Source organism: Clostridium fallax (assembly GCF_900129365.1).
GTDB classification, from domain to species: Bacteria; Bacillota; Clostridia; order Clostridiales; family Clostridiaceae; genus Clostridium_AH; species Clostridium_AH fallax.
The window spans coordinates 1-25,461 of sequence record NZ_FQVM01000033.1 but is presented as its reverse complement, the minus strand read 5'-3'; the positions used below and the strand labels follow the sequence as shown (position 1 = coordinate 25,461).

Genomic DNA, 25,461 nt, shown 5'->3' with positions numbered 1-25,461 from the left:
AATTAAACATCGAAGCACCACCGGCAATTTTTGCTTTTAATCTTCTTTTATTACAAAGTTTTTTATTAAATAAATGGAAACATATTGTTAATTTACATTTAATGGAAACAATAGTATAATAAAATTGATGCTTTTATTATATAAATTAAGTAATAAGGGGGAGAATTATATGGAGGATTTGATATTAAATTTTGATAAAAAAAGCCCTCAAAATAAAGAAAGTAAAATAAATGTTTTTGTTGAAAATAATACTGGAAAAAAGTTAGTTTATAAATTTTTATTAGGTAATGAAGGCGTTTGGAATAATTTAAGAGATTTTAATGAAGATGATAACTTTCAGTGGATACCTAAAGAGGATGGAAAATATTTTATAATGGTTCAAGCAAAAGAAAAAGATTCAAAAAAACCTTATGATTATAGTAAAAGAACAGAATATATAATAGGAAGTTCTGAAGAAAATATTATAAAAAATATTTATATAGATAAAGAAAAAATAAAACTTGGAGAAAAAATAGTTTTAGAGGTAGAAAGTAGAATACATCCAGCTATGTATAAATACTGGATAAGTGGAAAGGATGGATGGCAACTAATAAAAGATTATTCTGTAGATAATAGATTTATTTTTACCGCTAATGAACCAGGAAAACATCAGATATTAGTTGAATGTAAAGTTCCTGAATCTCAAAATAATTTTGATGATTTTAAAACAAAAGAATTCGAGGTGAGTGATATACAAAAGCCAGAAATAACAAACTTTAAATGTTTATCATCTGAACTTTTAGCAGGAGAAGAGCTGATTTTTCAGGTGGACAGTGAGTATGATGATGCAAGAACTACTTTATATAAATTTATTAAAATAGATGAAAAAGGTAAAGCTTTTTGTATTCAAGATTATTCTTCAAAAAGAATGGTAAACTTTATAGAAAGAAAACCAGGACAGTATAAATTACTTTGTTTAGCAAGAGATATGTATTCTAATAACCAATATGATGATAGAGCTATTATAGTTTATAATGTAAAATCATATAATCCAATAGAAATTAAGAGTTTTACAACAGATTTACATTCTCCTCAAATGAGTGGTACTAAAATTTTAATAAAAAGTGTAGTAGAAGGTGGAAGAAATTTATTATATAGATTTAAAATAGATGGTAATTATGGAGAGGATTCTGGATATATAAGAAATAGTAGTTATATTTGGGATTGTAAGTATGAAGGTGAATATAAAATTACTGTTTGGGTGAAAGATGAATCTTTTGAAGGTGAGTTTGAAAAAGAGGCTACCATTGATTATGTAATACAAAAAAAGAGTGAAAAGCCTATAAGAATATTAGATATTAAATTAGATAAAGAAAATAATCATCTTATAAAAGAGCCTATAAATGTAAAGGTAACAGCAGAGGGTGAAAATGATTTAAAATATAGTTTTATAGTTTATAAAGATGGTAAGGAAAAAGAAAAAATACCATATAGTAATTCTAATTGGGTAGATTTTATTCCAGAAGAAAGCGGAAAGTATGAATTAGAAGTAAGAATTAAAGATAAGTTTTCCCATAAAGAATATGATTGTCATCAGATAATAAATTTAAAGGTGAAAGAATATATAGAAGGAAATATAGACTATATATTGGTACCATCAAAGGAGTATTATTTAGTAGGAGATACTATAGAGATAGAATCCATATGTCAAAATACTAAAGATACTTTGATGAAATATGTTATATCTGTAGATGGACAAGTTATTGAAGAGACTGCATATATTCAAAATAAAAAATTAATATTTAGCCCTAAAAGATCAGGAAAATATATAATTGATTTATTTGCTAAAAATATTAGATGTGAAAAGGGATTTGATTGTAAAAAAGAAGTTAAAATATATATAAATGAAGCACCACCAGTTACTGAAACAAAAATTCACTGCGATACAACCTCCTTTGAAATAAATAAAGAAATAAGTTTTTCTGTAAATAGTAAAGGTGGAAAAGAAGTTTGCTATGAATTTTATATAATGGAGAAAGGTAATTGGAAGATAGTACAAAGATATAGTAGAAAAAATTACTATGTATTTATCCCATTTACAAAAGGGGTTTATAAGATATTAGTTTTATCAAAAAGTTATCATAAAAGATGTTCATATGAAGATTATGATACTTTTGAGTTTGTAGTAGAAGGAGAAAACGAAGAATCTAAATTTGAAAATTAATAGTATCTTTATAAAGTAAAATCCTAAAATGTACGATAATATTATAATAGTAATGTTTTGGGAGAGGTTTTTATGAAGATTGATAAAGTAGAACAAATTTTAGGAATGGAGATATTTAAAACTTATGCTAAAAAGGTATTAGGTGATAATCCAGCATTTGAATTAGTAATGCAAGCTATTACGGAAAGAATGGCTGATGATCAATTAAGAGAACAAAGAAATAATTCTACTGAAGAAACTAATAATGTTAATATAAATAGTAAGGATTCAATTAAGGCTAATTGGAATTTTAGACCGCTAACAAATGGAGATATATCTATAAAAAGCCAAAGTAGCAATGAAAAATCTAGTAATAAAATAAGAATTGAAAATGCAATTAATAAATCATCTAATAAATTTGGGGTAGATAGTAGGCTTGTAAGAGCTATTATAAAACAGGAATCTGATTTTAACCCATATGTAGTTTCAAGTGCTGGTGCCATGGGATTAATGCAACTTATGCCAGAAAACTGTAAAGAAGATGGAGTTAACGATCCTTTTAATATAGAAGAAAATATAGAAGGTGGAACTAAACAACTAAAAACTCTTCTAAAAATGTATAATGGCAATTATGAAATGGCATTAATGGGATATAATGCAGGTCAAGGAACAGTAGCGAGAAGGGGTGTAAAATCAATAGATGATTTATATAAAATGCCTAGAGAAACTCAAGATTATGTAAGAAAAGTTATGGGATATTATAATAGTCTTTAAATTATATAAAAACATTTGATATTTAAGATTGTATCAAGTGTTTTTTTATTTAAAATCTTAAATAAAAAATAAGGTTTAATTATAAATTTATTATTTTATTAAGGAGTAAATTTAAAGTAGTTTATAAATATTTTAAATATAATCTTTTGAATTTTAAATTAACTCAGTTATAATAATAATAATTCATAAAATAAGGAGTGTTTTTTTTGGAAAGATTAGATAAGGTATTATCAAATTTGGGATATGGTACTAGAAAAGAAATAAAGCAAATTGTAAAAAAAGGATTAGTAGAAGTTGATGGAATAGTTGTTAAAGATAATGGAATGCAAATAGATCCTGAAAAATCAAAGATAATAATTAATGGTGAAGAAATATATTATAGAAAATATATATATCTACTTATGAATAAACCCCAAGGAGTTGTATCAGCGACTTTTGATAATTATGATGAAACAGTAATAGACCTTTTATATACAGAACATCAAGTTTTTAATCCATTTCCAGTAGGAAGATTAGATAAAGATACTGTAGGATTACTTTTATTAACAAATGATGGTGAGTTAAATCATAGATTAATATCACCTAAATGGCATGTAGATAAAGTTTACTTTGCTAAAATTAATAAAAAAGTTACAGAAAAAGATGTGAAAGCCTTTGAAAAGGGTGTTATATTAGATGATGGATATAAATGTAGAAGTGCAAAACTTGAAATATTGGAAGCAGATGATTGTGAATCAAAGGTTTACGTAACCATACAAGAAGGTAAATTCCATCAAGTAAAGAGAATGTTTGAAAGTGTAGATAAGAAGGTTACATATTTACAAAGAATAAAATTTGGACCATTAAATCTTGATGAAACATTAGAAGAAGGAGAATATAGAGAGTTAACTGAAGAAGAAATTGCACTTTTAAGACAAGATTAATCAATAAAAAACAAATACCTATTATAATATGAAAAAAATAAATTTTTTAATATTTTTTTTTACAAAATTACTTGCAATTTTTCATTGTATTGACTATAATAATCTCTGCAAGGATAAATAAAAGGAATAAATAGCCCCCTTTTTATTTATTGCTTATTGCTAACGCAGCCTAGCCCCAAGGGTTGCGTTTTCGTTTGTTTATTTTACTCTTAGCTCAGCTCTGCAAGTTTGAACGGTATAAAACTTGCAGAGCAATTTTTTTGCCTTCAAATGTCAGAATTTAAAAAATTTAACAAAAGTTTTATTGTAAACATTATCAATAAAGTGTTAAAATATTAATAGGTAAAAATCGGGGGTGTGAGTATGGAAAGTTATAAGTCAAAATTAGAAAGTAAAGATATGGATTTTTTATTTGAAGCTATTTTAAGCCTTAAAAATAAAGAAGAATGTTATAAATTTTTTGATGACATATGTACTATTAATGAAATAAAAGCTTTAGAGCAAAGACTCCAAGTAGCAAAAATGTTAAAGCAAAGAAGAACTTATTTAGATATAGCTAGTACTACTGGAGCAAGTACTGCAACAATAAGTAGAATAAATAGGTGTTTAAATTATGGCAGTGATGGATATAATTTGGTATTTGATAGAATAGATTGGAAGAATGATTAAAATTTAATGCCGATAACGAATAATAACTTGCAAATTATTGCAAGTTATTATTCGTTATCGGCATTTTTATTCAAAGTATCAAATTATAAAATAAAAAATATATATAAACTTAAAAATATTGATGGATATTGATTTAAAGTTTAAGTAATATGGTATAATATTTAATAGCTTAGTATAGTGGAAATAGAGGAATATAAAGTTCCTCTTTTTCTTATTTAAGGAGTGATTTAATGGATTTAAAAAAGCTATTAAACAAGGAACAGTATGAAGCAGCTACAACAATAGACGGACAGTTATTAATTTTAGCTGGTGCAGGTTCAGGTAAAACAAGAGTTTTAACCTATAGAATTGCATATATGATAGGAGAGAATGATATAAAGCCTTACAATATATTAGCCATAACTTTTACTAATAAGGCAGCACAAGAAATGAAGGAGAGAGTTAAAAGTCTTATAGGGGATAAGGCTGACAATATGTGGATATCAACATTTCATTCATCTTGCGTAAAAATCTTAAGAAGAGAAATTGAAAAAATAGGATATAGAAGAGACTTTACCATATATGATTCTTATGATCAAAAGGCTTTAATTAAGCAATGCATGAAAGAGATTAATATAAACGATAAAGATATTACGGAGCAAGAAATATTATCTAAGATAGGTAAGGCTAAGGATAATATGATTACTGCAGATCAATATAAAAGAATTAAAGAGAGCGAATTTAGAGAAAATAAAATAGCAGATGTCTATCTTTTATATCAAAAAAGATTAAAAGAAAATAATGCATTAGATTTTGATGATTTAATATTTAAAACTGTAGAATTATTCTCAAAACATAATGAAACATTAGAATTTTATCAAAATAAATTTAAATATATAATGATTGATGAGTATCAAGATACTAACAAAACTCAATATGAATTTGTAAAACTTCTTGCAAGTAAACATAAAAATATTTGTGTTGTTGGTGATGATGATCAATGTATATATGCTTGGAGAGGAGCAGATATAAGAAATATTTTAGAGTTTGAAAAGGACTATCCAAATGCTAAGGTAGTTAAACTAGAACAAAATTATAGATCAAAAGGAAATATATTAGAAGCGGCTAATGAAGTAATAAAAAATAATACAGAAAGAAAGAATAAGGCTCTTAGAACAGAAGCGGAAAATGGAGAAAAAATTAAAGTATATAGAGCTTATTCAGATAGTGATGAAGTTCAGTTTATAGTTTCAGAGATAAAGAAGGAAATAGAAGAAAATAATAAAACCTATAAAGATTTTGCTATTTTATATCGAACCAATGCTCAATCACGTTTATTTGAGGAAAACTTTATAAAAAGAGGAATTCCATATAGATTAATTGGTGGTACAAAGTTCTATGATAGAAAAGAAATTAAGGATATAATGGCATATTTAAAAGTAATTAATAATCCATCAGATGGAATTAGTTTAAGAAGAATTATTAATGTTCCTAAAAGAAACATTGGTGATGCTACTATTGAAAAAGTACAAAATTTTGCTAATGACATAGATGATACATTATATAATGCATTATTAGATTCTGAGATGAATCCATCATTAACATCAAGAAATTTAGCATCCATTAAAAAATTTACTGAACTTATGGATGATTTTATAATGATATCTAAGGATCTTTCAGTTTCTATGCTTATTGAAGAAATATTAGATAAAACAGGATATTTAAAAGGGCTTAAAGATTCAAAAGAGCCAGAAGATGAAAGTAGAATAGAAAACCTTAAAGAATTGGTTTCAGCAGCTGTAGAATTTGAAAAAGGTGAGGAAGAAGATAAATCATTGTCTGCTTTCTTAGAAAAAACTGCTTTAGTACAGGATGTAGATAATTTAGATGAAGATGCAGACTCATTAGTACTTATGACTGTACATTCCGCTAAAGGATTAGAATTCCCAGTAGTATTCATGGTAGGAATGGAAAATGGAATCTTTCCTGGAACTGCCTCATTTAATTCAGAGTCTGAAATGGAAGAATCAAGAAGACTTTGTTATGTTGGAATAACTAGAGCTAAAGAAATTTTATATATGACATCTGCTGAAATGAGAAGAGTATTCGGAAGAACTGTAGCATATTCTCAATCAGATTTTATATCAGAAATACCTGCACAACTAAAAGAATATTTAAAAGGTAAATCTTCAGGATTATCAACAAGAAGCAGTATGACTAGTGGAAAAAGTTCCTATGGACAAAGTTTAAATCCTCATTCATTGAGAAGTAGTTATAATGAAAGCAATGCCTTTAAGCATAAAAGCATAAAAGAAGCTACTAAAGATTTATCTGACATTATAAATAATGATAGTAGTAGCAGCAAGATGTTAACTGCAGAAGAAGCTACGATGGGAAGAAAAGTTAAACATCCAAAGTTTGGAGTGGGAACTATAGTAAAGACAGCTAAAAGTGGGGATGATGTTAAGCTTACTATAGCTTTTGACAGTCAGGGAATTAAAAATTTAATGTTAAGTTTTGCTCCGCTAGAATTATTATAATAATGATTAATTTAAATCATCTTAAACTTTAGAGGTGAATTACATGGATAAAAAAGAATTAATAGAACAATTAGTAAAAGAACTTAATAAATATGCTTATGATTATTATGTTTTAAGTAATCCATCTATATCAGATAAACAATATGATAAAAAATATGATGAACTTATAAAACTTGAAGAAGAAACTGGATATATACTACCTTATTCACCTTCTCAAAGAGTTGGAGATGTAGTTTTATCAGAGTTTCAAAAATATACTCATAAAGCAAAGCTTTGGAGTTTAGATAAGGCACAAAGTATAGAAGAACTTGCAGCTTGGCATGAAAAAAATCTTAAATTTATAAAAGAAAATAATTTACCAGAACTTAAATATGTAATTACTAAAAAATTTGACGGATTAACTTTAAATTTAACTTATGATGAAAATGGAGTTTTAGTAACAGCTGCTACTAGAGGAACAGGAGAAGTTGGAGAAGAAGTCACAGCTCAAGCAAAAACAATAAAATCTATTCCGTTAAAGGTTGACAATGATACTGTTTTTGAAGTTCATGGAGAAGCTATTATGACTAAAGAAGCTTTTGAAAAATATAATGAAGCAGCAATAACGCCATTAAAAAATTTAAGAAATGGAGCAGCTGGAGCTTTAAGAAATTTAAATGTTAGAGAAACAGCTAAAAGAAATCTCTCAGCATTTTTTTATGATGTAGGATATAAAGAGGGAAAGCAATTTAAGACCTATGTTGAAATGATGGAGTTTATAAAAAGAATGGGATTACCTGTAGATGATTATATGAAGATATGTACATCTATGAATGAAATCCAACATGAAATAAACTACATAGAGGAAATAAGATTTGATCTTAATTATGATATTGATGGAATAGTTATTGCAATAGATGATATAAAAACAAGAGAGCTTATGGGATATACTATAAAATTTCCTAAATGGGCAATAGCCTATAAGTTTGAAGCTCAAGAAGCTACAACTAAACTTTTAGAAGTTCAGTGGAATGTTGGAAGAAGCGGAAGAGTTAATCCAACAGCTATATTAGAGCCAGTTTCTTTAGCAGGAGTTACTGTAAAAAGGGCTACTCTTAATAATATGGATGATATCAATAGAAAAAACATTAGACTTTATTCAGAGGTCTTTGTAAGAAGAAGCAATGATGTTATTCCAGAAATAATGGGAGTAGTTGAAGATAGCTTAAAAGATAGTGAAAAAATTATTCCACCAACTATTTGTCCAGCTTGTGGTGCACATTTAGTTCAAGAGGGAGTTTATTTAGTTTGTGAAAATACTTTAAGCTGTAAACCTCAGATGGTAAAATCTATTGTTCATTATGGTTCAAGAGAAGCTATGAACATAGAAGGTTTTTCTGAAAGAACTGCAGAACAATTGTTTGAAAAGTTAGATATAAAATCTATATCAGATCTTTATAAATTAAAAAAAGAAGAATTAATAAATCTTGAAAAGTTTGGACCTAAGAAGGCAGAGAACTTATTAAATGCAATAGAAAAAAGTAAGGATTGCAAGTTATATTCTTTTATTTATGCTTTAGGAATCCCTAACGTAGGAGTAAAAACATCAAAAGATTTAGCAAAAAAATTTAAAAACTTAGATAACTTAGAAAAAGCTAGCTTTGAAGATTTAGTATCTATACCAGATGTAGGAGATATAGTAGCTAAATGTATATTAGAGTTTTTTAAAGAAGAAAAAACAATAAATACAATAAATGAACTTTTAAATATTGGAGTTACACCAGTTTATGAAGAATTAGAAATAAAAGAAAATTATTTTGATGGAAAAACTGTTGTAGTTACTGGAACATTAAAAAAATATACTAGAAGTGAAATAAAAAATAAATTGGAATCCCTTGGGGCAAAGGTTTCTGGAAGTGTAAGTAAGAAGACTAATTATGTAATAGTAGGTGAAGATGCGGGCTCAAAATATGATAAGGCTGTAGAATTAGGAGTTCCAGTATTATCCGAAGAAGAATTTCAAAATATGCTTGGAGAATAAAATGAAAAAATTAATAAATTTTTTATGTTTATTAGCAGCATTTATAACAAGTATTAGTATAGTTTGCACTTTACTTACAACGTATCAATTTTTATATGTAAATCAGATTTTTAGCACTTATAGAACAATTCAAATAGGAATTTTTGTAACTATGATTTTATGGGCAATAAAGTTTATTTTCTTTGATAAAGGAGAAAAAAGATATTTTTATGGGGTTTTATGTATTTTAATTTCAATAGCTTCTCTATGTTTTATTATAAGTAATGTAAAATAGATTTTAATAAGGATAAGAAAAGAGGAATATCTTATGTTAATTACTAAAAGTGATTTAGATTATTTAGAAATATTATCAAAATTAAGTTTTGATGAAAAAGAAAAAGAAAAATTGCTAGAAGATTTAAATGAATTCTTACAATATGTTGATAAGATAAATGAAATAAATACAAAAGATATAGAAATTACAGTAAATCCTTATTATATTGAAAATAAATTTAGAGAAGATGAAATAGAAGAATATAAAAACATAGAAAATATAATGGAAAATGCACCTGAACACTTTAAAAGTTATATAGTTGTTCCAAAGGTTATAGATTAAAATAAAAGTGGAAGGTGAAGAAAATGGAACTTAAAAATCTAAAAGCTCATGAATTAAAAAAACTTATAAATAAAAAAGAATTATCGGTAGAGGAAATAATAAGAGAACATTTAAAAGTAATTAATTCGATAGATAGTAAGGTTGGGGCTTTTTTATATGTTTCAGAAAAAGAAGCTATTGAGAAGGCAAGAAAAATAGATGAAAAAATAGCAAAGAATATAAATTTAGGCATTTTAGGAGGAATTCCTTTAGGAGTTAAGGACAATATTAATGTTAAAGGAATTCCTAATACCTGTGGGTCAAAAATTTTAAAAGAATTTATTTCACCTTATGATGCTACAGTAATTGAAAAAATAAAAAAACAAGATGGAATAATATTAGGAAAATTAAATATGGACGAATTTGGAATGGGTTCATCAACGGAAAATAGTGCTTTTAAATTATCTAAAAATCCATGGAATTTAAATAAAGTACCAGGAGGTTCTTCAGGAGGTTCAGCAGCTGCAGTATCATCATTAGAAGTTCCTATTGCTCTTGGAACGGAAACTGGTGGCTCAGTTAGACAGCCAGCTGCTTTTTGTGGATTAGTTGGAATAAAGCCAACTTATGGTAGAGTATCAAGATCAGGAGTGGTAGCTTTTGGATCAACTTTAGATCAAGTAGGTACTATGGCAAGAGATGTAGAAGATTGTGCACTACTTTTAGAAGTCATTTCTGGATTAGATAAATATGATTCTACCACTGTAGATATTAAAGTGCCTAATTATTTAAAGTTTCTAAAAGAAGATTTAAAAGGTATAAAAATAGGAGTTCCAAAAGAATTTTTTTCTAATGAATTAGATGAAAACATAAAAAAACTTATTTATAATGGATTAGAAGTTTTAAAGGAAAATGGAGCGGAAATTAGAGAATGCTCATTTTCATTATCAGATTATTCTTTAGCTACATACTATATAATTTCCTCAGCGGAAGCTTCATCAAATTTAGCTAGATTTGATGGAATTAAATATGGCTATAGAGATGATGGCTATAAGGATTTAAATGAATTATATATAAAATCTAGAAGTTATGGTTTTGGAGATGAAGTTAAAAAAAGAATAATCATTGGAAACTATGTTTTATCTTCTTCACAATATGATGAATATTATAATAAGGCATTAAAAATTAGAAGTTTGATTATAAATGAATTTAAAAATATTTTTAAAGAATTTGATGCTATAATAGCACCTACTACACCAACTACAGCTTTTAATATTGGAGAGAAAAGTACATTAGATATGTATTTATCAGATATATATACAACTCCTGTTAATGTAGCAGGAATTCCAGCAATAACTGTTCCTTGTGGATTTTTAAATAACTTACCTGTAGGAATGCAACTAATAGGCAATTATTTTAAAGAAGATATTCTATTTAATATAGCTTATAGCTATGAAAAATCTACTAACTGGAACAGTAAATATCCTAATCTTTAGGAGGGGTGTGGAAATATGGAGTTTGAATCAATTATAGGATTAGAGGTTCATGCTGAACTTCTTACAAAAACTAAAATTTTTTGTAGCTGTAAAACAGAATTTGGTGGAGAACCTAATACTCATATTTGCCCTGTTTGTATGGGGCTTCCAGGAGCTCTTCCAAGATTAAATAAAAGGGTAGTTGAATTAGGAGTAAAAGCAGGATTGGTTTTAAATTGTGAAATAAATAAAATTTCTAAAATGAATAGAAAAAACTTTTATTATCCAGATTGCCCAAAAAATTATCAAATAACTCAAGATGATGTGCCATTATGTAAAAATGGTTACATTGATATTGAAGTAGCTGATAATAAATATAAAAGAATTGGAATAGAAAGAATACATATAGAAGAAGATGCTGGAAAGCAAATACATGAGAAAAATAATACTTTAGTAGACTTTAATAGAGCAGGAATTCCTTTAATAGAAATAGTTTCTAAACCAGATATAAAGACAGCAGAAGAAGCGGTACTATATTTAACGAAACTTAAAAGTATATTGTCTTCTAGCAATATATCTGATTGTAAAATGGAAGAGGGATCTTTAAGATGTGATGTAAATATCTCTGTAAAACCTAAAGATACAAATGAGTTTGGTGTTAGAACAGAGATAAAAAATATGAATTCTTTCAAAGCCTTAGAAAAAGCATTAAATTATGAATTTAATAGGCAAGTAAATTCTATTAAAAATGGTGAAAGATTAAGTTCAGATACTAGAAGATGGGATGAAACTTTACAAAGAACTATAATTATGAGACAAAAAGAAAAAGCAAGAGATTATAGATATTTTCCAGATGGAGATCTTGTAACAATTAATTTAAAAGATAGATTTATGAATGATATAAAAAATACTATAGAAGAATTACCTCATGAGATGGAAGAAAGATTTATAAAGAACTACAATATACCTAAATATGATGCAAGAGTTTTAACGTCAACATTAAAAATGGCACAATTTTTTGATGAGGTAGCTAAAATTTCTAAGGAGCCTAAGTTAGCATCAAATTGGATTATGGGTGATTTATCAAGATTACTTAATGAAAATAAAACTTTTATAGAAAATTTAAGATTTAATCCCTCAGATTTAGCTAATTTAATAACCTTAATAAAAGAGGGCTGTATATCTAATTCTATAGGAAAACAAGTTATAGAAGAAATGTTTTACTCAGGGAAATCTCCTAAAATTATAATAGAAGAAAAGGGATTAAAACAAAATAATAATAAAGATATTATAAAAAGGTTAGTTAATGAAGTACTAGACAATAATCCTAAGGCTTTAGATGACTATAAAAGTGGTAAGACAAAGATAATAGGATTTATAGTAGGCAAGGTTATGAAATCAACTAAGGGAAGATCTAATCCTAAAATAGTAAATGAAATAATAATAGAGGAAATAACTAGAAGATAAATAGACTTAAATGGAGCATTAAATAGTTTTATATAAAACCATTTACCGTTTTTATAAGAATAGATTGGTACTTTAGTATAGTATATGAAGTTATAAAATTATATTTTTACTATAAAATTTTTTGTTTAAATAAGTATTGTCAATTATATAGTTATTAACTATCCTTATGGTAGATGATATACTTTTATCATAGAAAAATTTGATATTCTTCATTGTAAAATTTAGTGTTTATGTAGGAGTAAATTTTATATTTTATCTACTGAAAATTAGCTCGTATAGGGGGACAATAAATTAGCAAGTGAAGGAGATGTTATTATTTTATGTCACTAACAACAAAACGGGCTTTAGAAGCATCTTTAAAAAATCTGCTTCTAAAAAAACCCCTTGATAAAATTACAATAAATGATATTGCTGAAGATTGCCAAATTAATCGTATGACATTTTATTATCACTTCAAAGATATTTATGACCTTGTGGAATGGTCATGCATTGAGGATGCACGTAAAGCTCTTGAAGGCAAAAAAACCTATGACACATGGCAACAAGGTTTCTTACAGATTTTTGAAGCTATGCTTGAAAATAAGCCCTTTATTATGAATGTTTATCGTTCAGTAAGCCGAGAACAGATAGAGATTTATCTTTATAAATTAACATACGAATTACTTATTGGTGTTATCGAGGAAAAATCAGATGGAATGACTATCCATGAGGAAGACAAAAAATTCATTGCTGATTTTTATAAATATGCGTTTGTAGGTCTAATGCTAGATTGGATTAAAAAAAACATGAAAGAAGATCCTAAAGTTATCATAGAACGATTGGTACTAGTTATGAATGGAAATATTACTAGAGCTTTAAATAGTTTTCATTTAGACAGTAATTTATCAAAAACCACTTAATGATAAAACTTTTATCATAGTGGTTTTTTTGTTTATTGTTTAATTATTCTAAAATAATTATGATGAAAATAACGATAGGATATTAATTCATAGGAGGAAAATATTATGTATTATTCAAGTGGAAACTATGAAGCATTTGCACGTCCTAAGAAGCCTGAAAATGTTGATGGAAAGTCAGCATATATTATTGGAAGTGGTCTTGCTGCACTTGCCGCTGCCTGTTTTTTAGTAAGGGACGGTCAGATGAAGGGTGAACATATTCATATTTTTGAAAGGGATCCCATTCCTGGTGGTGCATGTGATGGCTATAAATATGAAAATATTGGCTATGTTATGCGTGGCGGACGTGAAATGGATAATCATTTTGAGTGTATGTGGGATTTATTTCGATCTATTCCGTCAATTGAAACCGAAGGGGTTTCTGTTTTAGATGAGTATTACTGGCTTAATAAAGAAGATCCAAACTATTCCCTTTGTCGTGCCACTGTAAATCGAGGAGAAGATGCTCATACAGATGGAAAGTTTGATATCTCCGATAAAGGTGCAATGGAAATTATGCATTTATTTTTTACACCAAATAATGAACTTCAGGATAAAAGTATAACTGATGTATTTGATGATGAAGTTCTTCAATCTAATTTTTGGCTGTATTGGCGTACTATGTTTGCTTTTCAAAATTGGCATTCAGCACTTGAAATGAAGCTTTATATTCAACGTTTCATTCATCATATTGGTGGTCTGCCAGATTTTAAGGCTTTACGCTTTACAAAGTATAATCAATATGAGTCTATGATTTTACCTATGGTAAAATATCTTGAAGGTTTTGGTGTTCAGTTTCATTATTGTGTCAAAGTTGTTAATGTGAACTTTGATTGTACAATTGATAAAAAACAGGCTACTAGAATTGAAGTTATTCGTGATGATGAGAAAGAATTTATTGATTTAACAGAAAATGATCTTTTATTTATAACTAATGGAGGTTGTGTTGAGAATTCAACTATTGGTGATCAGAATACATCTGCAGGATTTAATAAGGAAATTAAGGCTGGAGGCGGCTGGGATATGTGGCGTAAAATCGCAGCACAAAATGATGCTTTTGGTCATCCAGATAAATTCTGTTCTAATCCAGAACAATCTAATTGGATGAGTGCTACAGTTACTACTTTAGATCAAAAAATTATTCCGTATATAAAAAATATTTGCAAACGTGATCCTTTCTCTGGTAAGATTGTCACCGGTGGAATTGTAACAGTGAAGGATTCATCATGGCTTTTAAGCTGGACAATTAATCGTCAGCCTCAATTCCATAATCAACCTAAAAATCAATGTGTTGTTTGGCTTTATGGTCTATTCTCTGATAAGATTGGTGATTATGTGAAGAAGCCTATGAGAGAATGTACTGGTAAAGAAATTTGCATGGAGTGGTTGTATCATATTGGTGTACCAGAAAATGAAATAGAGGATATGGCAGAAAACAGTGCAAATACAGTTCCTTGTATGATGCCATATATTACAGCATTTTTTATGCCACGAGCTTATGGTGACCGTCCTGATGTAGTACCACAAGGAGCTGTTAACTTTGCTTTTATTGGTCAGTTTGCTGAAACAAAGAGAGACACAATTTTTACCACAGAATATTCCATTAGAACAGGTATGGAAGCTGTTTATACATTACTTGATATTGATCGTGGTGTTCCAGAAGTTTGGGGTAGTGTATATGATGTGAGAGATCTTATTAATGCAACTGTTCAATTGCGAGATGGTAAGAAAATAACAGATATGGAGCTTAGCTTTAAAGAAAAGATTGCATTAAAGGAAATACTTAAGAAAATTGAAGGAACAGATATTGAAATTTTATTGAAGGAGTATAATATGATATAACTTGATTTTAATTTAGTATAATTTAAAAGTATAGTTATGAGTAATTTACATTGTAACATACGTCTTTGAGGTTAGAAAGATAGTATATAAAAATGTTATACTGCTAGGGAAAATAAATAGATTTATGTAATTATTATTTTGATTATTTTAAATATTACTGGAAAGTTTTCTTACCAGTAATATTTTTTTGATAAATTATAAAATTACTCAAGTGGAAATATATTATAATATTTTATATTCAAAAGATTATGAAGAAAAATACTTTTATAAAAAAGAGGATTCTTAATTTGAATCCTCTTTTTTAAGTATTTACTTTATATAAGAACTAATTATAGATTACATAGAATCCCTATTATTATCTATTTTATTAGAGGAGTTGTCCTTAGATAAAACATCATTTAGATTCAAAGTTTTATCAATGTTATCTATATAAAGGGTATCTTCTTTTGTTAAATAATCATTATCAGAATCTTCATTACAATTAAATTTATTAGAATTTTCAATGGGCTTTACGTTTTCAATCTTTGATGATATTAAGTTTACATTTTGTATAAGTTTTTCTAATAAATAATTTTTATATTTAAGCTGGCTATAAGATTTATTAGCTATAACAAAAGCCCAAATACCTAAAAATATAAAAGTTAACATAGTAAAAATACCTATTATTTGTACTGCAACGGTCATAAAATCACTCTCCATATATAGAACTCTTAGTAATTTATTATAACATATTTTGATTATTTATAAAAAATAATTAAAAATTTATAGAGATTAATCATATAATTTAATATAGTAAGTTTTTGGAGGCTTATACTTTGGGTATATTTCAGTCTATTTTTTATAGGTTAAATAAAAAGTCTATAGACAAGGCATTATTAAAGTTTAAAAAAATCCCTATTGATATTGTTTACAATATTATAGAAAAAAGCTGTTGGAGATATGGTATAAAATGTGAAGTAATATTAAAGACAAAAACTGAACTAGAACTTAAATTAACTGGAAAGAAGGAAATTACATTATTAAAGTTTCATAAAGCTTTTGTGGTTTTCAAAGAGGATTATGAAAAGATGCTATCTCTAGGGGAAATTATATTTGCAAAAAAGATAGTATATATAACTACAGGAGTATTTCACGGAGAGGTATATAAGGAAAATATGTGGAGAATATCAAGATGCAAAGTTATTTTAGATGATAATTATAATTTTATAAAAAGGCAAGTTTGGCTTAAAAAGGATTTTAGAGATCACTTAAAATATAAAAAATTAGATTTTTCTAGATATTTGCCATTATAATAAGTTTAATAAGTGGATATTAAGTCAATAATTACAAAGAGGATTTTAACGGAGGAAGATATATTATGAAAAGACTTAATATCATTGTTTTAGTTATAATTATAGTATCTTTCTTTTTTACAGGATGTATAAAAGAGAAGGAAGTAAATTTAGTTAAAGAAGATAGTAATAATGTAGTTATAGGTGTTGATAAACTTCCAGAAACACTAGATATAAATAGCAATCTATCTGTTAGAGATTATGATATATTTTGTGCTCTTTTTGATGGATTAGTTGAACTTAAAGAAAATGGGGAAGTAGTAGGAGCTTTAGCAGAAAAATATGAAGTAAGTAATGATGGATTAGAGTATATTTTTTATTTAAGGGATAACCTATATTGGAGTAATGGAACTGAAATAAATTCAGACGACTTTATCACTTTTTTTAAAGAAATACTATCTCCTAATAATAAAGGAGTAGAAGATTTATATTCTATATATGGAGTTAAAGATTATAATGAGGGGAAAAGCTCTTTTGAAAAAAATGTTTCTATAATGAAAGTTGATGATAAAACATTAAAAATACGAATGAATAATAAAGATGATAATTTTATATATACCTTGGCAAAACCTAAATATAGGCTAAGAAAGATAAATAAAACCTTAGAGAATTATAAGCTAGATTTTAATAATTTAATTACAACAGGAGCTTTTACTATATCAAATGTAGATGAAAATGAAATACAACTTATAAAAAGAAATAATTATTATGAAAAAGAATATTCTAATATAAGAAATATTACTATAAAATCTACAGGTACAGAAGAAATAGCATTAGTTTCACTTTTAATGGAAGAAGTAGATATTTTATTTGATATACCAATATCTGAAAGTGAAAATATGCTAGAAAAAAATAAATTAGATATAACTCCATTAAGTATAGTTAAATTAATAGAATTTAATAAAAATAAAGATAAAGAAGTAAATGATATAAATTTAAGATTAGCTATAGAACAGAGTATTATATGGGAAATTTCAACTTTAGATTTAGTAAAAAATTTTAAGGGAGAAATGTCTTATGGAGCATTTAAGAGAAAGTCAGAAAATGGAGCAGCAAAGGTTACTATTAATAAAATGGCAGATTATGAAGGTGAACGTCAAAAAGCTAAAAATAAAGCAAAGGATATAATTAAAAGTATAGATTATAAAGGAAATCCTTTGACTTTACTAGCATTAGATACTTTAGAAAATAAACAGATAAGTGATTTTATTGCTAAAAGTTTAAAAAACATATCTGGAATAAATGTAAAAATAAATCTATGTAGTGAAGAAGAATTTAAAGAATTAATTATTCAAAATAAATATGATATGGTTTTAAGAGACTATAACTATGAAGAACATAATTATTATGATACTTTAAATTTGTCAGATATAAAAAATAATAAAGATAACTTAATTAAAGATAAATATTTAATATCATTATATTTTAAAAATTTACTTACTTGTAGATCAAAAAAAGTAGGATATTTATCTTATTATGGAGATGGAATATTAAAATTAAAAGATATTATTATAAATGAAGATTAATAAATTTAATAAAATCAATGTATAAGTCCACCTTCAAATAATTATTTAAAGGTGGACTTTATACTATTTAATATTTTAAACTTCACTGCTTGGGGATTCTGAAGCTATAGAATTTACATTAGTATCTACAGATTTAGATGTATTACAACAATCATCTTTAGAATTTATAGTATTTTCTTCTATTATTATATTATTCTCTTCTAAATCTATATTTGAATCATTAGAATCTCTTTTTGAAGTAAATAAATTATCTAAAACTTCATCCTTAAATAGTATTATAAATAAGAAGAATATAAACATATTTTTACTGCTATCAAAGGATGATTTAGAAATTGAAAATTCATCTTTCTTTTTTGAATATGATACATTTTTTATAAATATTGGAGCTAATCCAATAGATTCAGGTGAAGGGCTAGAGGCCATTTTAAACATAGTTTCTTCTAATAAATCATCAGCGTTTAATGAAAGATTAATATATCTATCTTCACTATCTAAAGATGGAGCATCTGGCCAGCTTAAGACTATTCCAGAGTTTATAACAGATGATTTATAGAAAGTAGATATTAAAGATTTCATTTTAGAATCTTCCTCTGAAGAATCATTATATAGTATCATATTCATTAAATAAGTTATAATTTCAAAAGATGAATATTTAATTTGTTTTTTATCATTATTTTTTAAGATTATACCTTTATCTTCATCATATAATTTTACGTGCCTATCACTTAAGTATATAAAGTAATCTTTAAATTTATAAAGATTAGTGTTTTTATAAGATAAATATAGATTTATAGAAAACATAGAGGAATAATCTATGTCATTTAAAATATAATTTTTCTCTTCAAACTTATCTATCATATAATCTGTAAAATCTATTATTAAATTTTTTAAATCTTCACTAGGACATAATTTATAAAATGAATTAAATGAAGTTAATAATTTTAATGATTCTTCAAAGGAAACATTAAGTAGTTCCTCTCTAAAGTTTAAAAACATATTTAAGATTTCCATAGAAAATATTTTATATTCTTCAGAGTTCTTATCATCCTTAGAAACTTTCCAATAATAATAAAAAGCATTCATCATAAAAGCTTGATCTGAAAGTTTAAATTTTTTTTCTATATCACACAAATTAAAATCAGAATGGGTTGTAGATATATTCTTTTTTGAAATAAATACACCTTCATCATTTCTAAGATGCTTTAAGTAAAAGTCTAATTGCAATTTTCCTAATGCTTTATATATGTTTGATAGGCCATAATTATAATCATTTACTCCTTTGAAGTGATTATAGTAGTCTACAAAATTAAGGATACAGTAAGTCATAAGTGCATTAGAAGAGCAAAGAATTTCAGATTTCATATTATCTTCTGACCAAGAGTGAAAATGCTTTGTAGAAGTAAACTTTGGGCGTCCTTTTTTATATATGCATAAGAGTGGAGAAAAATCCTTTAATATGTTAATATCATTGTTAGAAAGATATTTTTTAGAGTTTTTTAAAGAGGCTATAATACCACATCTAGACTCTAATACCAAATGTTTAAGTGCCTCTTTTGATAGATAGAATAGTTGACTTTTAATTTCTTTTGTGGAAAGACTGTTCATTCTAAAGAAAGGACCTATATATCTCAAATCTTTCACCTCTTAAAATTAATCCTTATACTATAATATGTTTTTATACTTAAAAGATTACATAAATAACTGAAAAGGAGACTGTTTTATGAAAGTTGGTAAGTTAAATTGGGATGATTTAAGTTCCATCTTAGATAAAAATAAAGGAATGACAAGAGATGAAGTAAAGCTTGCAAATGGAATAGGAGAGGATTGTGCTATATTAGATTTTGGAGAATACGACTGTGTTATTTCTACAGATCCTATAACTGGAGCAGATAATAATATAGGAAAACTAGCAGTTAATATTAATTGTAATGATATAGCTGCTTGTGGTGTAGAACCATTGGCTTTAATGGTAACAATATTAGCACCACAAGGATGTAAATTAAAAGAAATTGAAAGTATAATGAATGAAATAGATAAAGAAGCAAAAAAATTAAGGGTAGAAATAATAGGGGGACATACTGAAGTAACAAGTGCTGTAAATAAAATTGTAGTTTCATGTACAGTACTAGGAAAGTGTAAAAGTAATAGTGGAATAACTACGTCTGGTGCTAAAGTTGGAAACGATATTATAGTTACTAAATCATTAGGATTAGAAGGAACAACAATACTTATTGCAGACAATATAGAAAGATGCAAGAAATTTTTATCTTCAAAGGAAATAGAAGAAGGGTTATCTTATAGTAATGAGATAAGTGTTGTAAAAGAAGGAATTATATCTGGTGAGTTTGGGGTATGTGCCATGCATGATATTACAGAAGGCGGAGTTTTAGGTGCAGTATGGGAACTTGCCACTGCAGCAGATGTAGGATTTTATTTATTTGAGGATAAAATGCCTATAAGAGAAGTAACTAAAAAAGTGTGTAAAGAATTTTCAATAAATCCTTTGGGATTAGTATCATCAGGAAGTATGTTAATAGCTACAGATGATGGAGATGAATTAATAAAAATATTAAAAAAATCAGGTGTTGATGCAAGTTTAGTAGGAAAGATTACCGAAGAAAAAGGGATAATTTATAGTAATGGTAAAAATATTGAGGTACGACCACCAAAAAGAGATGAACTTTTTAATATAAAATAATTTATAAAGGGTATTTTATCAGAGGAGGGTTTATGAGAATTGATGGAAGAAGAAGAGATCAAACTAGGAGTATAAAAATAACTAGGGATTATACTAAGTATGCAGAGGGATCTGTTCTTATAGAAATGGGAGAAACTAAAGTTTTATGTAATGCATCTATTGAAGAAAAAATTCCAATATTTTTAAGAGGCTCTGGAGAAGGCTGGATAACTGCAGAATATAATATGTTACCAAGATCAACACAAAATAGAAAACCAAGAGATATTACAAGACTTAAAGTAGATAATAGATCTATAGAGATTCAAAGATTTATAGGAAGAGCTTTAAGATCTGTAGTTGATTTAAAGGCTTTAGGAGAAAGAACTATTTGGATAGATTGCGATGTTATTCAAGCAGATGGAGGAACAAGAACAGCATCAATTACAGGAGCTTTTGTAGCTTTAGTAGATGCTATTAATAAACTTCACAAAAAAGTACAGTTTAAAGTATATCCCATAAGAAATTTTGTAACTGCTATAAGTGTAGGAATTGTAGATGAAGAGAAATTGGTTGATTTATGCTATGAAGAAGATTGTAATGCTAAGGTGGATATGAATATAGTTTTAACAGAAGACAGGCACATTATAGAAATACAAGGTGCAGGAGAGAAAAATCCTTTTTCAAAAGATGATTTAGATCAATTATTTAATTTGGCAGAAAAAAGTAGTAGGTATATAATACAAATACAAAAGGAAACACTAAAAACAGATTGCTTATGGATAGGAACGGGGGAGAGATAAATGAAAAAATTAATAGTAGCAAGCAATAATGAACACAAAATAAGAGAGATAAAGGAGATACTAAAAGATTTACCATTAAAAATATGTTCTTTAAAAGAAGAGGGTATAAATATAGATGTTGAAGAAGATGGGAAAACTTTTATGGAAAACTCTTATAAAAAAGCTTATGAAATTGTAGAATATCTAAAGAAACAAGGAAAAGAACATTTTATGGTTATGGCAGATGATTCAGGTCTTATGGTGGATTATTTAAATGGAGAACCTGGAGTATATTCTGCAAGATATGCAGGAGAGCATGGTAACTCTAAAAAAAATAATGAGAAATTATTAGAAAAATTAAATGGAGTTCCTTTTGAAGAAAGAACAGCGGCCTTTGTTTGTGCGGTAGTAATATTAACTTCTGAGGGAAAAGAGATAAAGGTAGAAGGAAAAAGAAAAGGGAATATAATAGAAAATCCTAAAGGATTTGATGGATTTGGATATGATCCTTTATTTTATGTGCCAGAATTTAAAATGACGTTTGCTGAAATGAGTGGTGAAAAGAAAAATAGCATAAGTCATAGGGGAAAAGCTTTAGAATTAGTAAAAGAAGAATTAAAAGATATACTTTAGGAGAGAAGAATATGTTAGTAGCTGTAATTAGTGATACTCATGGAATATCTAAAAGAAAGGAACTTTTAGATAAAATAAAAGGTGGAATTAGAAAGGCAGATATTTTAATTCATTTAGGAGATTACATATCAGATATTCCATATATAGCAGAAGATTTTAATGGGAAAGTATATGGAGTTAAAGGTAATGGTGACTTTAAGGGAGAATATCCTAGAGAGCAAGTAATTGAAATATTGGATAAAAAATTATTAATATGTCATGGTGATCAATATGGAGTAGGATATAATCTAAATAATTTATATTATAAGGCAAAAGAGTTAGGGGTAGATGGAGCTTTGTTTGGGCATACTCATATACCTTTAATAGAAAACTATGATAATATTTTGTTTTTTAATCCAGGAAGTGCTTCTCTTCCACGAGGGCTAAGTAAGAAAAGTATAGGCTTTTTAGAAATAAAAGAAAATGAAGATATAATATCATATAATGTTAATTTATAAATAAGATTAAATTAATAAAGTCTATCTTTAGATTTTATATTAGTCATATCTAAAAATAGTTATGGATTATTTATACCTGATATAACCTCATTAAATTATAGAAATTTAGTTAATATACTAATTAATCTACAATTTAATGAGGTCGCTTTTTTAGTTACTATTATAAAGCTATATATAAATAGATTATAAAAACAATAAAGAATAGAAATAAGTAAGTTAAAGATGAAATTTAAATAACAATAGGGATTAACAATAGTTATAAATAAAAATCAAAAAGAAGACATATTGATAAATTATTAGTATTTATTATAATAACAATTAAAATCATAATATTTTCAGAAAATAAATTAATATTTTAATATTTTTACTTTAAAATGAAGTTGAATATAGTAAACGTTAAACATAAGTCGTACTGCCGTTTTAAGCTATTTAAAATTTCTATAGATTTTTTTCGAAAAAGGTATTGACGGATAAAGTCTTATCGTGTAGAATAAATCTTGTCGTCGCGAGGGAAACAAAGAAACAACAGCGACAACGAAGATAACATCTTCGGGGTGTGGCGCAGATGGGAGCGCGCGTGGTTTGGGACCATGAGGTCGCAGGTTCGATCCCTGTCACCCCGACCACTTGCGGGTGTAGCTCAATGGTAGAGCCCTAGCCTTCCAAGCTAGTTACGTGAGTTCGATTCTCATCACCCGCTCCACTAAAAAAAGTTCTTGACAAAATCGAGAACATTTAGTAAAATAAAATTCGTTGTTAGCACTTAATTATAAGATTTCAAATTATATTAAGACTTATCAACTAAATGCGTTTTTAGCTCAGTTGGATAGAGCAACGGCCTTCTAAGCCGTGGGCCAGGGGTTCGAATCCCTTAAAACGCACCAAACAAGCACCATTAGCTCAGTTGGTAGAGCACCTGACTCTTAATCAGGGTGTCCCGGGTTCGAGCCCCAGATGGTGCACCATATGGTGAATGTAGTTCAGTTGGTAGAGCGCCAGATTGTGGTTCTGGTTGTCGTGGGTTCGAGTCCCATCATTCACCCCATATTGGGATATCGCCAAGCGGTAAGGCAATGGACTTTGACTCCATTATGCGTAGGTTCGAATCCTGCTATCCCAGCCAAATGATTCACTAGCTCAGTCGGTAGAGCACATGACTTTTAATCATGGTGTCCGGGGTTCGATTCCCCGGTGAGTCACCAATAATAATTTAATATGTGCAGATGTGGCGGAATTGGCAGACGCACTAGACTTAGGATCTAGCGCCTACGGCGTGGGGGTTCGACTCCCTTCATCTGCACCAATTTATGCGGAAGTGACTCAATGGTAGAGTGTCACCTTGCCAAGGTGAAAGTTGCGGGTTCGAGTCCCGTCTTCCGCTCCAAGTATGCGGGTGTAGCTCAATGGTAGAGCCCTAGCCTTCCAAGCTAGTTACGTGAGTTCGATTCTCATCACCCGCTCCATCAAAACTTGACAAATTTAATAAAGTTTAGTAAAATGTATTTTGTTGTTAGCAGATAATGTGCGTTTTTAGCTCAGTTGGATAGAGCAACGGCCTTCTAAGCCGTGGGCCAGGGGTTCGAATCCCTTAAAACGCACCATATCGGGGTGTGGCGCAGATGGGAGCGCGCGTGGTTTGGGACCATGAGGTCGCAGGTTCGATCCCTGTCACCCCGACCAATACAACAATATGCGGGTGTAGCTCAATGGTAGAGCCCTAGCCTTCCAAGCTAGTTACGTGGGTTCGATTCCCATCACCCGCTCCATTAAAACTTTAAAATCAAGTTTTATATGCGTTTTTAGCTCAGTTGGATAGAGCAACGGCCTTCTAAGCCGTGGGCCAGGGGTTCGAATCCCTTAAAACGCACCAAGTATGTGCACCATTAGCTCAGTTGGTAGAGCACCTGACTCTTAATCAGGGTGTCCCGGGTTCGAGCCCCAGATGGTGCACCATATGGTGAATGTAGTTCAGTTGGTAGAGCGCCAGATTGTGGTTCTGGTTGTCGTGGGTTCGAGTCCCATCATTCACCCCATATTGGGATATCGCCAAGCGGTAAGGCAATGGACTTTGACTCCATTATGCGTAGGTTCGAATCCTGCTATCCCAGCCAAATGATTCACTAGCTCAGTCGGTAGAGCACATGACTTTTAATCATGGTGTCCGGGGTTCGATTCCCCGGTGAGTCACCAATAATAATTTAATATGTGCAGATGTGGCGGAATTGGCAGACGCACTAGACTTAGGATCTAGCGCCTACGGCGTGGGGGTTCGACTCCCTTCATCTGCACCAATTTATGCGGAAGTGACTCAATGGTAGAGTGTCACCTTGCCAAGGTGAAAGTTGCGGGTTCGAGTCCCGTCTTCCGCTCCAAGTATGCGGGTGTAGCTCAATGGTAGAGCCCTAGCCTTCCAAGCTAGTTACGTGGGTTCGATTCCCATCACCCGCTCCATATAAAGACAACTTAAGTAATTAAGTTGTCTTTTACTTTATATAAAATTTAATAGACACCCATAGCTCAGCTGGATAGAGCGGTGGACTTCGAATCCAAAGGTCGCAGGTTCGACTCCTGTTGGGTGTACCAATTTCAAGGGTTACAAGGTTTTTGTAACCCTTATTTTTATGAAAATTGTGCA

20 protein-coding genes and 22 tRNA genes are annotated in these 25,461 nt (G+C 28.5%); 40 read left to right on the top strand and 2 right to left on the bottom strand.

The window, feature by feature from the left end; all coding sequences use genetic code 11:
* The first annotated feature begins 169 nt into the window (after positions 1-169).
* The 12 genes from BUA70_RS11760 to BUA70_RS11705 all read left to right on the top strand — a co-directional run bounded on the left by BUA70_RS11760 (position 170) and on the right by BUA70_RS11705 (position 15,383).
* Positions 170-2,203 carry a triple tyrosine motif-containing protein gene (locus tag BUA70_RS11760; RefSeq protein WP_072897508.1) on the top strand — a complete coding sequence of 678 codons (2,034 nt, stop codon included), beginning with the start codon at positions 170-172 and terminating at the stop codon, positions 2,201-2,203.
* A 72-nt stretch (positions 2,204-2,275) separates the two neighbouring features.
* On the top strand, positions 2,276-2,956 hold the full coding sequence (locus BUA70_RS11755) for a lytic transglycosylase domain-containing protein (RefSeq protein WP_072897506.1): 681 nt from the start codon (positions 2,276-2,278) through the stop codon (positions 2,954-2,956).
* A gap of 206 nt (positions 2,957-3,162) precedes the next feature.
* Entirely contained in the window at positions 3,163-3,879 is a 717-nt protein-coding gene (locus BUA70_RS11750; protein ID WP_072897504.1) for a pseudouridine synthase, read from the top strand.
* Between the two features lie 363 nt (positions 3,880-4,242).
* The gene (locus BUA70_RS11745) at positions 4,243-4,548 is read left to right on the top strand and encodes a YerC/YecD family TrpR-related protein (RefSeq protein ID WP_072897502.1); all 306 of its coding nucleotides are present in this window, start codon (positions 4,243-4,245) and stop codon (positions 4,546-4,548) included.
* Between the two features lie 230 nt (positions 4,549-4,778).
* On the top strand, positions 4,779-7,067 hold the full coding sequence (gene pcrA, locus BUA70_RS11740) for a DNA helicase PcrA (protein WP_072897499.1): 2,289 nt from the start codon (positions 4,779-4,781) through the stop codon (positions 7,065-7,067).
* Between the two features lie 43 nt (positions 7,068-7,110).
* A complete protein-coding gene (ligA, locus tag BUA70_RS11735; protein ID WP_072897497.1) occupies positions 7,111-9,087 on the top strand; it encodes an NAD-dependent DNA ligase LigA in 1,977 nt (658 codons plus the stop codon).
* A gap of 1 nt (position 9,088) precedes the next feature.
* Positions 9,089-9,361, top strand: coding sequence for a hypothetical protein (locus tag BUA70_RS11730; protein ID WP_072897495.1), 273 nt, complete (start codon positions 9,089-9,091; stop codon positions 9,359-9,361).
* Positions 9,362-9,394: 33 nt separating this feature from the next.
* On the top strand, positions 9,395-9,682 hold the full coding sequence (gatC, locus tag BUA70_RS11725; RefSeq protein ID WP_072897493.1) for an Asp-tRNA(Asn)/Glu-tRNA(Gln) amidotransferase subunit GatC: 288 nt from the start codon (positions 9,395-9,397) through the stop codon (positions 9,680-9,682).
* Positions 9,683-9,705: 23 nt separating this feature from the next.
* A complete protein-coding gene (gene gatA / locus BUA70_RS11720) occupies positions 9,706-11,157 on the top strand; it encodes an Asp-tRNA(Asn)/Glu-tRNA(Gln) amidotransferase subunit GatA (protein ID WP_072897492.1) in 1,452 nt (483 codons plus the stop codon).
* 15 nt (positions 11,158-11,172) lie between these two features.
* Positions 11,173-12,603, top strand: a complete 1,431-nt coding sequence (gene gatB / locus BUA70_RS11715; protein ID WP_072897491.1) for an Asp-tRNA(Asn)/Glu-tRNA(Gln) amidotransferase subunit GatB — start codon at positions 11,173-11,175, stop codon at positions 12,601-12,603.
* Positions 12,604-12,923: 320 nt separating this feature from the next.
* Positions 12,924-13,502: a TetR/AcrR family transcriptional regulator gene (locus tag BUA70_RS11710; protein WP_072897490.1), complete on the top strand. Its 579-nt coding sequence runs from the start codon at positions 12,924-12,926 to the stop codon at positions 13,500-13,502.
* A gap of 105 nt (positions 13,503-13,607) precedes the next feature.
* Complete coding sequence (locus BUA70_RS11705; protein WP_072897489.1) at positions 13,608-15,383, top strand: oleate hydratase; 1,776 nt, start codon at positions 13,608-13,610, stop codon at positions 15,381-15,383.
* A gap of 336 nt (positions 15,384-15,719) precedes the next feature.
* Here the strand turns inward: BUA70_RS11705 and BUA70_RS11700 are convergent, their stop codons facing one another.
* Positions 15,720-16,082, bottom strand: a complete 363-nt coding sequence (locus tag BUA70_RS11700; protein ID WP_146741273.1) for a hypothetical protein — start codon at positions 16,080-16,082, stop codon at positions 15,720-15,722.
* Between the two features lie 116 nt (positions 16,083-16,198).
* Between BUA70_RS11700 and BUA70_RS11695 the strand changes: the two genes are divergently transcribed.
* Together BUA70_RS11695 and BUA70_RS11690 are read left to right on the top strand one after the other, a co-directional pair.
* Positions 16,199-16,675 carry a hypothetical protein gene (locus BUA70_RS11695; protein ID WP_072897487.1) on the top strand — a complete coding sequence of 159 codons (477 nt, stop codon included), beginning with the start codon at positions 16,199-16,201 and terminating at the stop codon, positions 16,673-16,675.
* 65 nt (positions 16,676-16,740) lie between these two features.
* Positions 16,741-18,240, top strand: coding sequence for an ABC transporter substrate-binding protein (locus tag BUA70_RS11690; RefSeq protein WP_072897486.1), 1,500 nt, complete (start codon positions 16,741-16,743; stop codon positions 18,238-18,240).
* Between the two features lie 75 nt (positions 18,241-18,315).
* Here the strand turns inward: BUA70_RS11690 and BUA70_RS11685 are convergent, their stop codons facing one another.
* On the bottom strand, positions 18,316-19,872 hold the full coding sequence (locus tag BUA70_RS11685) for a hypothetical protein (protein ID WP_072897485.1): 1,557 nt from the start codon (positions 19,870-19,872) through the stop codon (positions 18,316-18,318).
* 88 nt (positions 19,873-19,960) lie between these two features.
* Here BUA70_RS11685 and BUA70_RS11680 point away from each other — a divergent pair, with 88 nt between their 5' ends.
* The 26 genes from BUA70_RS11680 to BUA70_RS11555 all read left to right on the top strand — a co-directional run bounded on the left by BUA70_RS11680 (position 19,961) and on the right by BUA70_RS11555 (position 25,409).
* Positions 19,961-20,938 carry an AIR synthase family protein gene (locus BUA70_RS11680; protein ID WP_072897484.1) on the top strand — a complete coding sequence of 326 codons (978 nt, stop codon included), beginning with the start codon at positions 19,961-19,963 and terminating at the stop codon, positions 20,936-20,938.
* A 32-nt stretch (positions 20,939-20,970) separates the two neighbouring features.
* Positions 20,971-21,717 carry a ribonuclease PH gene (gene rph, locus BUA70_RS11675; protein ID WP_072897483.1) on the top strand — a complete coding sequence of 249 codons (747 nt, stop codon included), beginning with the start codon at positions 20,971-20,973 and terminating at the stop codon, positions 21,715-21,717.
* On the top strand, positions 21,718-22,329 hold the full coding sequence (locus tag BUA70_RS11670) for an XTP/dITP diphosphatase (protein WP_072897481.1): 612 nt from the start codon (positions 21,718-21,720) through the stop codon (positions 22,327-22,329). It abuts the gene before it with no gap.
* 11 nt (positions 22,330-22,340) lie between these two features.
* On the top strand, positions 22,341-22,826 hold the full coding sequence (locus BUA70_RS11665) for a metallophosphoesterase (RefSeq protein ID WP_072897479.1): 486 nt from the start codon (positions 22,341-22,343) through the stop codon (positions 22,824-22,826).
* A gap of 550 nt (positions 22,827-23,376) precedes the next feature.
* Positions 23,377-23,452, top strand: a tRNA-Pro gene (locus BUA70_RS11660).
* Between the two features lie 3 nt (positions 23,453-23,455).
* Positions 23,456-23,529, top strand: a tRNA-Gly gene (locus BUA70_RS11655).
* 104 nt (positions 23,530-23,633) lie between these two features.
* Positions 23,634-23,710: transfer RNA gene (locus BUA70_RS11650), tRNA-Arg, on the top strand.
* A 5-nt stretch (positions 23,711-23,715) separates the two neighbouring features.
* Positions 23,716-23,791, top strand: a tRNA-Lys gene (locus BUA70_RS11645).
* A gap of 4 nt (positions 23,792-23,795) precedes the next feature.
* Positions 23,796-23,871: transfer RNA gene (locus BUA70_RS11640), tRNA-His, on the top strand.
* 3 nt (positions 23,872-23,874) lie between these two features.
* A tRNA-Gln gene (locus BUA70_RS11635) sits at positions 23,875-23,949 on the top strand.
* A gap of 3 nt (positions 23,950-23,952) precedes the next feature.
* Positions 23,953-24,028: transfer RNA gene (locus tag BUA70_RS11630), tRNA-Lys, on the top strand.
* A 17-nt stretch (positions 24,029-24,045) separates the two neighbouring features.
* Positions 24,046-24,129: transfer RNA gene (locus BUA70_RS11625), tRNA-Leu, on the top strand.
* A gap of 6 nt (positions 24,130-24,135) precedes the next feature.
* A tRNA-Gly gene (locus BUA70_RS11620) sits at positions 24,136-24,210 on the top strand.
* 5 nt (positions 24,211-24,215) lie between these two features.
* Positions 24,216-24,289: transfer RNA gene (locus BUA70_RS11615), tRNA-Gly, on the top strand.
* 61 nt (positions 24,290-24,350) lie between these two features.
* Positions 24,351-24,427: transfer RNA gene (locus BUA70_RS11610), tRNA-Arg, on the top strand.
* A gap of 3 nt (positions 24,428-24,430) precedes the next feature.
* A tRNA-Pro gene (locus BUA70_RS11605) sits at positions 24,431-24,506 on the top strand.
* A gap of 12 nt (positions 24,507-24,518) precedes the next feature.
* Positions 24,519-24,592: transfer RNA gene (locus BUA70_RS11600), tRNA-Gly, on the top strand.
* Positions 24,593-24,619: 27 nt separating this feature from the next.
* A tRNA-Arg gene (locus BUA70_RS11595) sits at positions 24,620-24,696 on the top strand.
* 7 nt (positions 24,697-24,703) lie between these two features.
* Positions 24,704-24,779 (top strand) — tRNA-Lys (locus tag BUA70_RS11590).
* A gap of 4 nt (positions 24,780-24,783) precedes the next feature.
* Positions 24,784-24,859, top strand: a tRNA-His gene (locus BUA70_RS11585).
* Between the two features lie 3 nt (positions 24,860-24,862).
* Positions 24,863-24,937 (top strand) — tRNA-Gln (locus BUA70_RS11580).
* A 3-nt stretch (positions 24,938-24,940) separates the two neighbouring features.
* Positions 24,941-25,016 (top strand) — tRNA-Lys (locus BUA70_RS11575).
* 17 nt (positions 25,017-25,033) lie between these two features.
* Positions 25,034-25,117: transfer RNA gene (locus tag BUA70_RS11570), tRNA-Leu, on the top strand.
* Between the two features lie 6 nt (positions 25,118-25,123).
* Positions 25,124-25,198 (top strand) — tRNA-Gly (locus tag BUA70_RS11565).
* Between the two features lie 5 nt (positions 25,199-25,203).
* A tRNA-Gly gene (locus BUA70_RS11560) sits at positions 25,204-25,277 on the top strand.
* A gap of 55 nt (positions 25,278-25,332) precedes the next feature.
* Positions 25,333-25,409: transfer RNA gene (locus tag BUA70_RS11555), tRNA-Arg, on the top strand.
* The last annotated feature ends 52 nt before the right edge of the window (positions 25,410-25,461 follow it).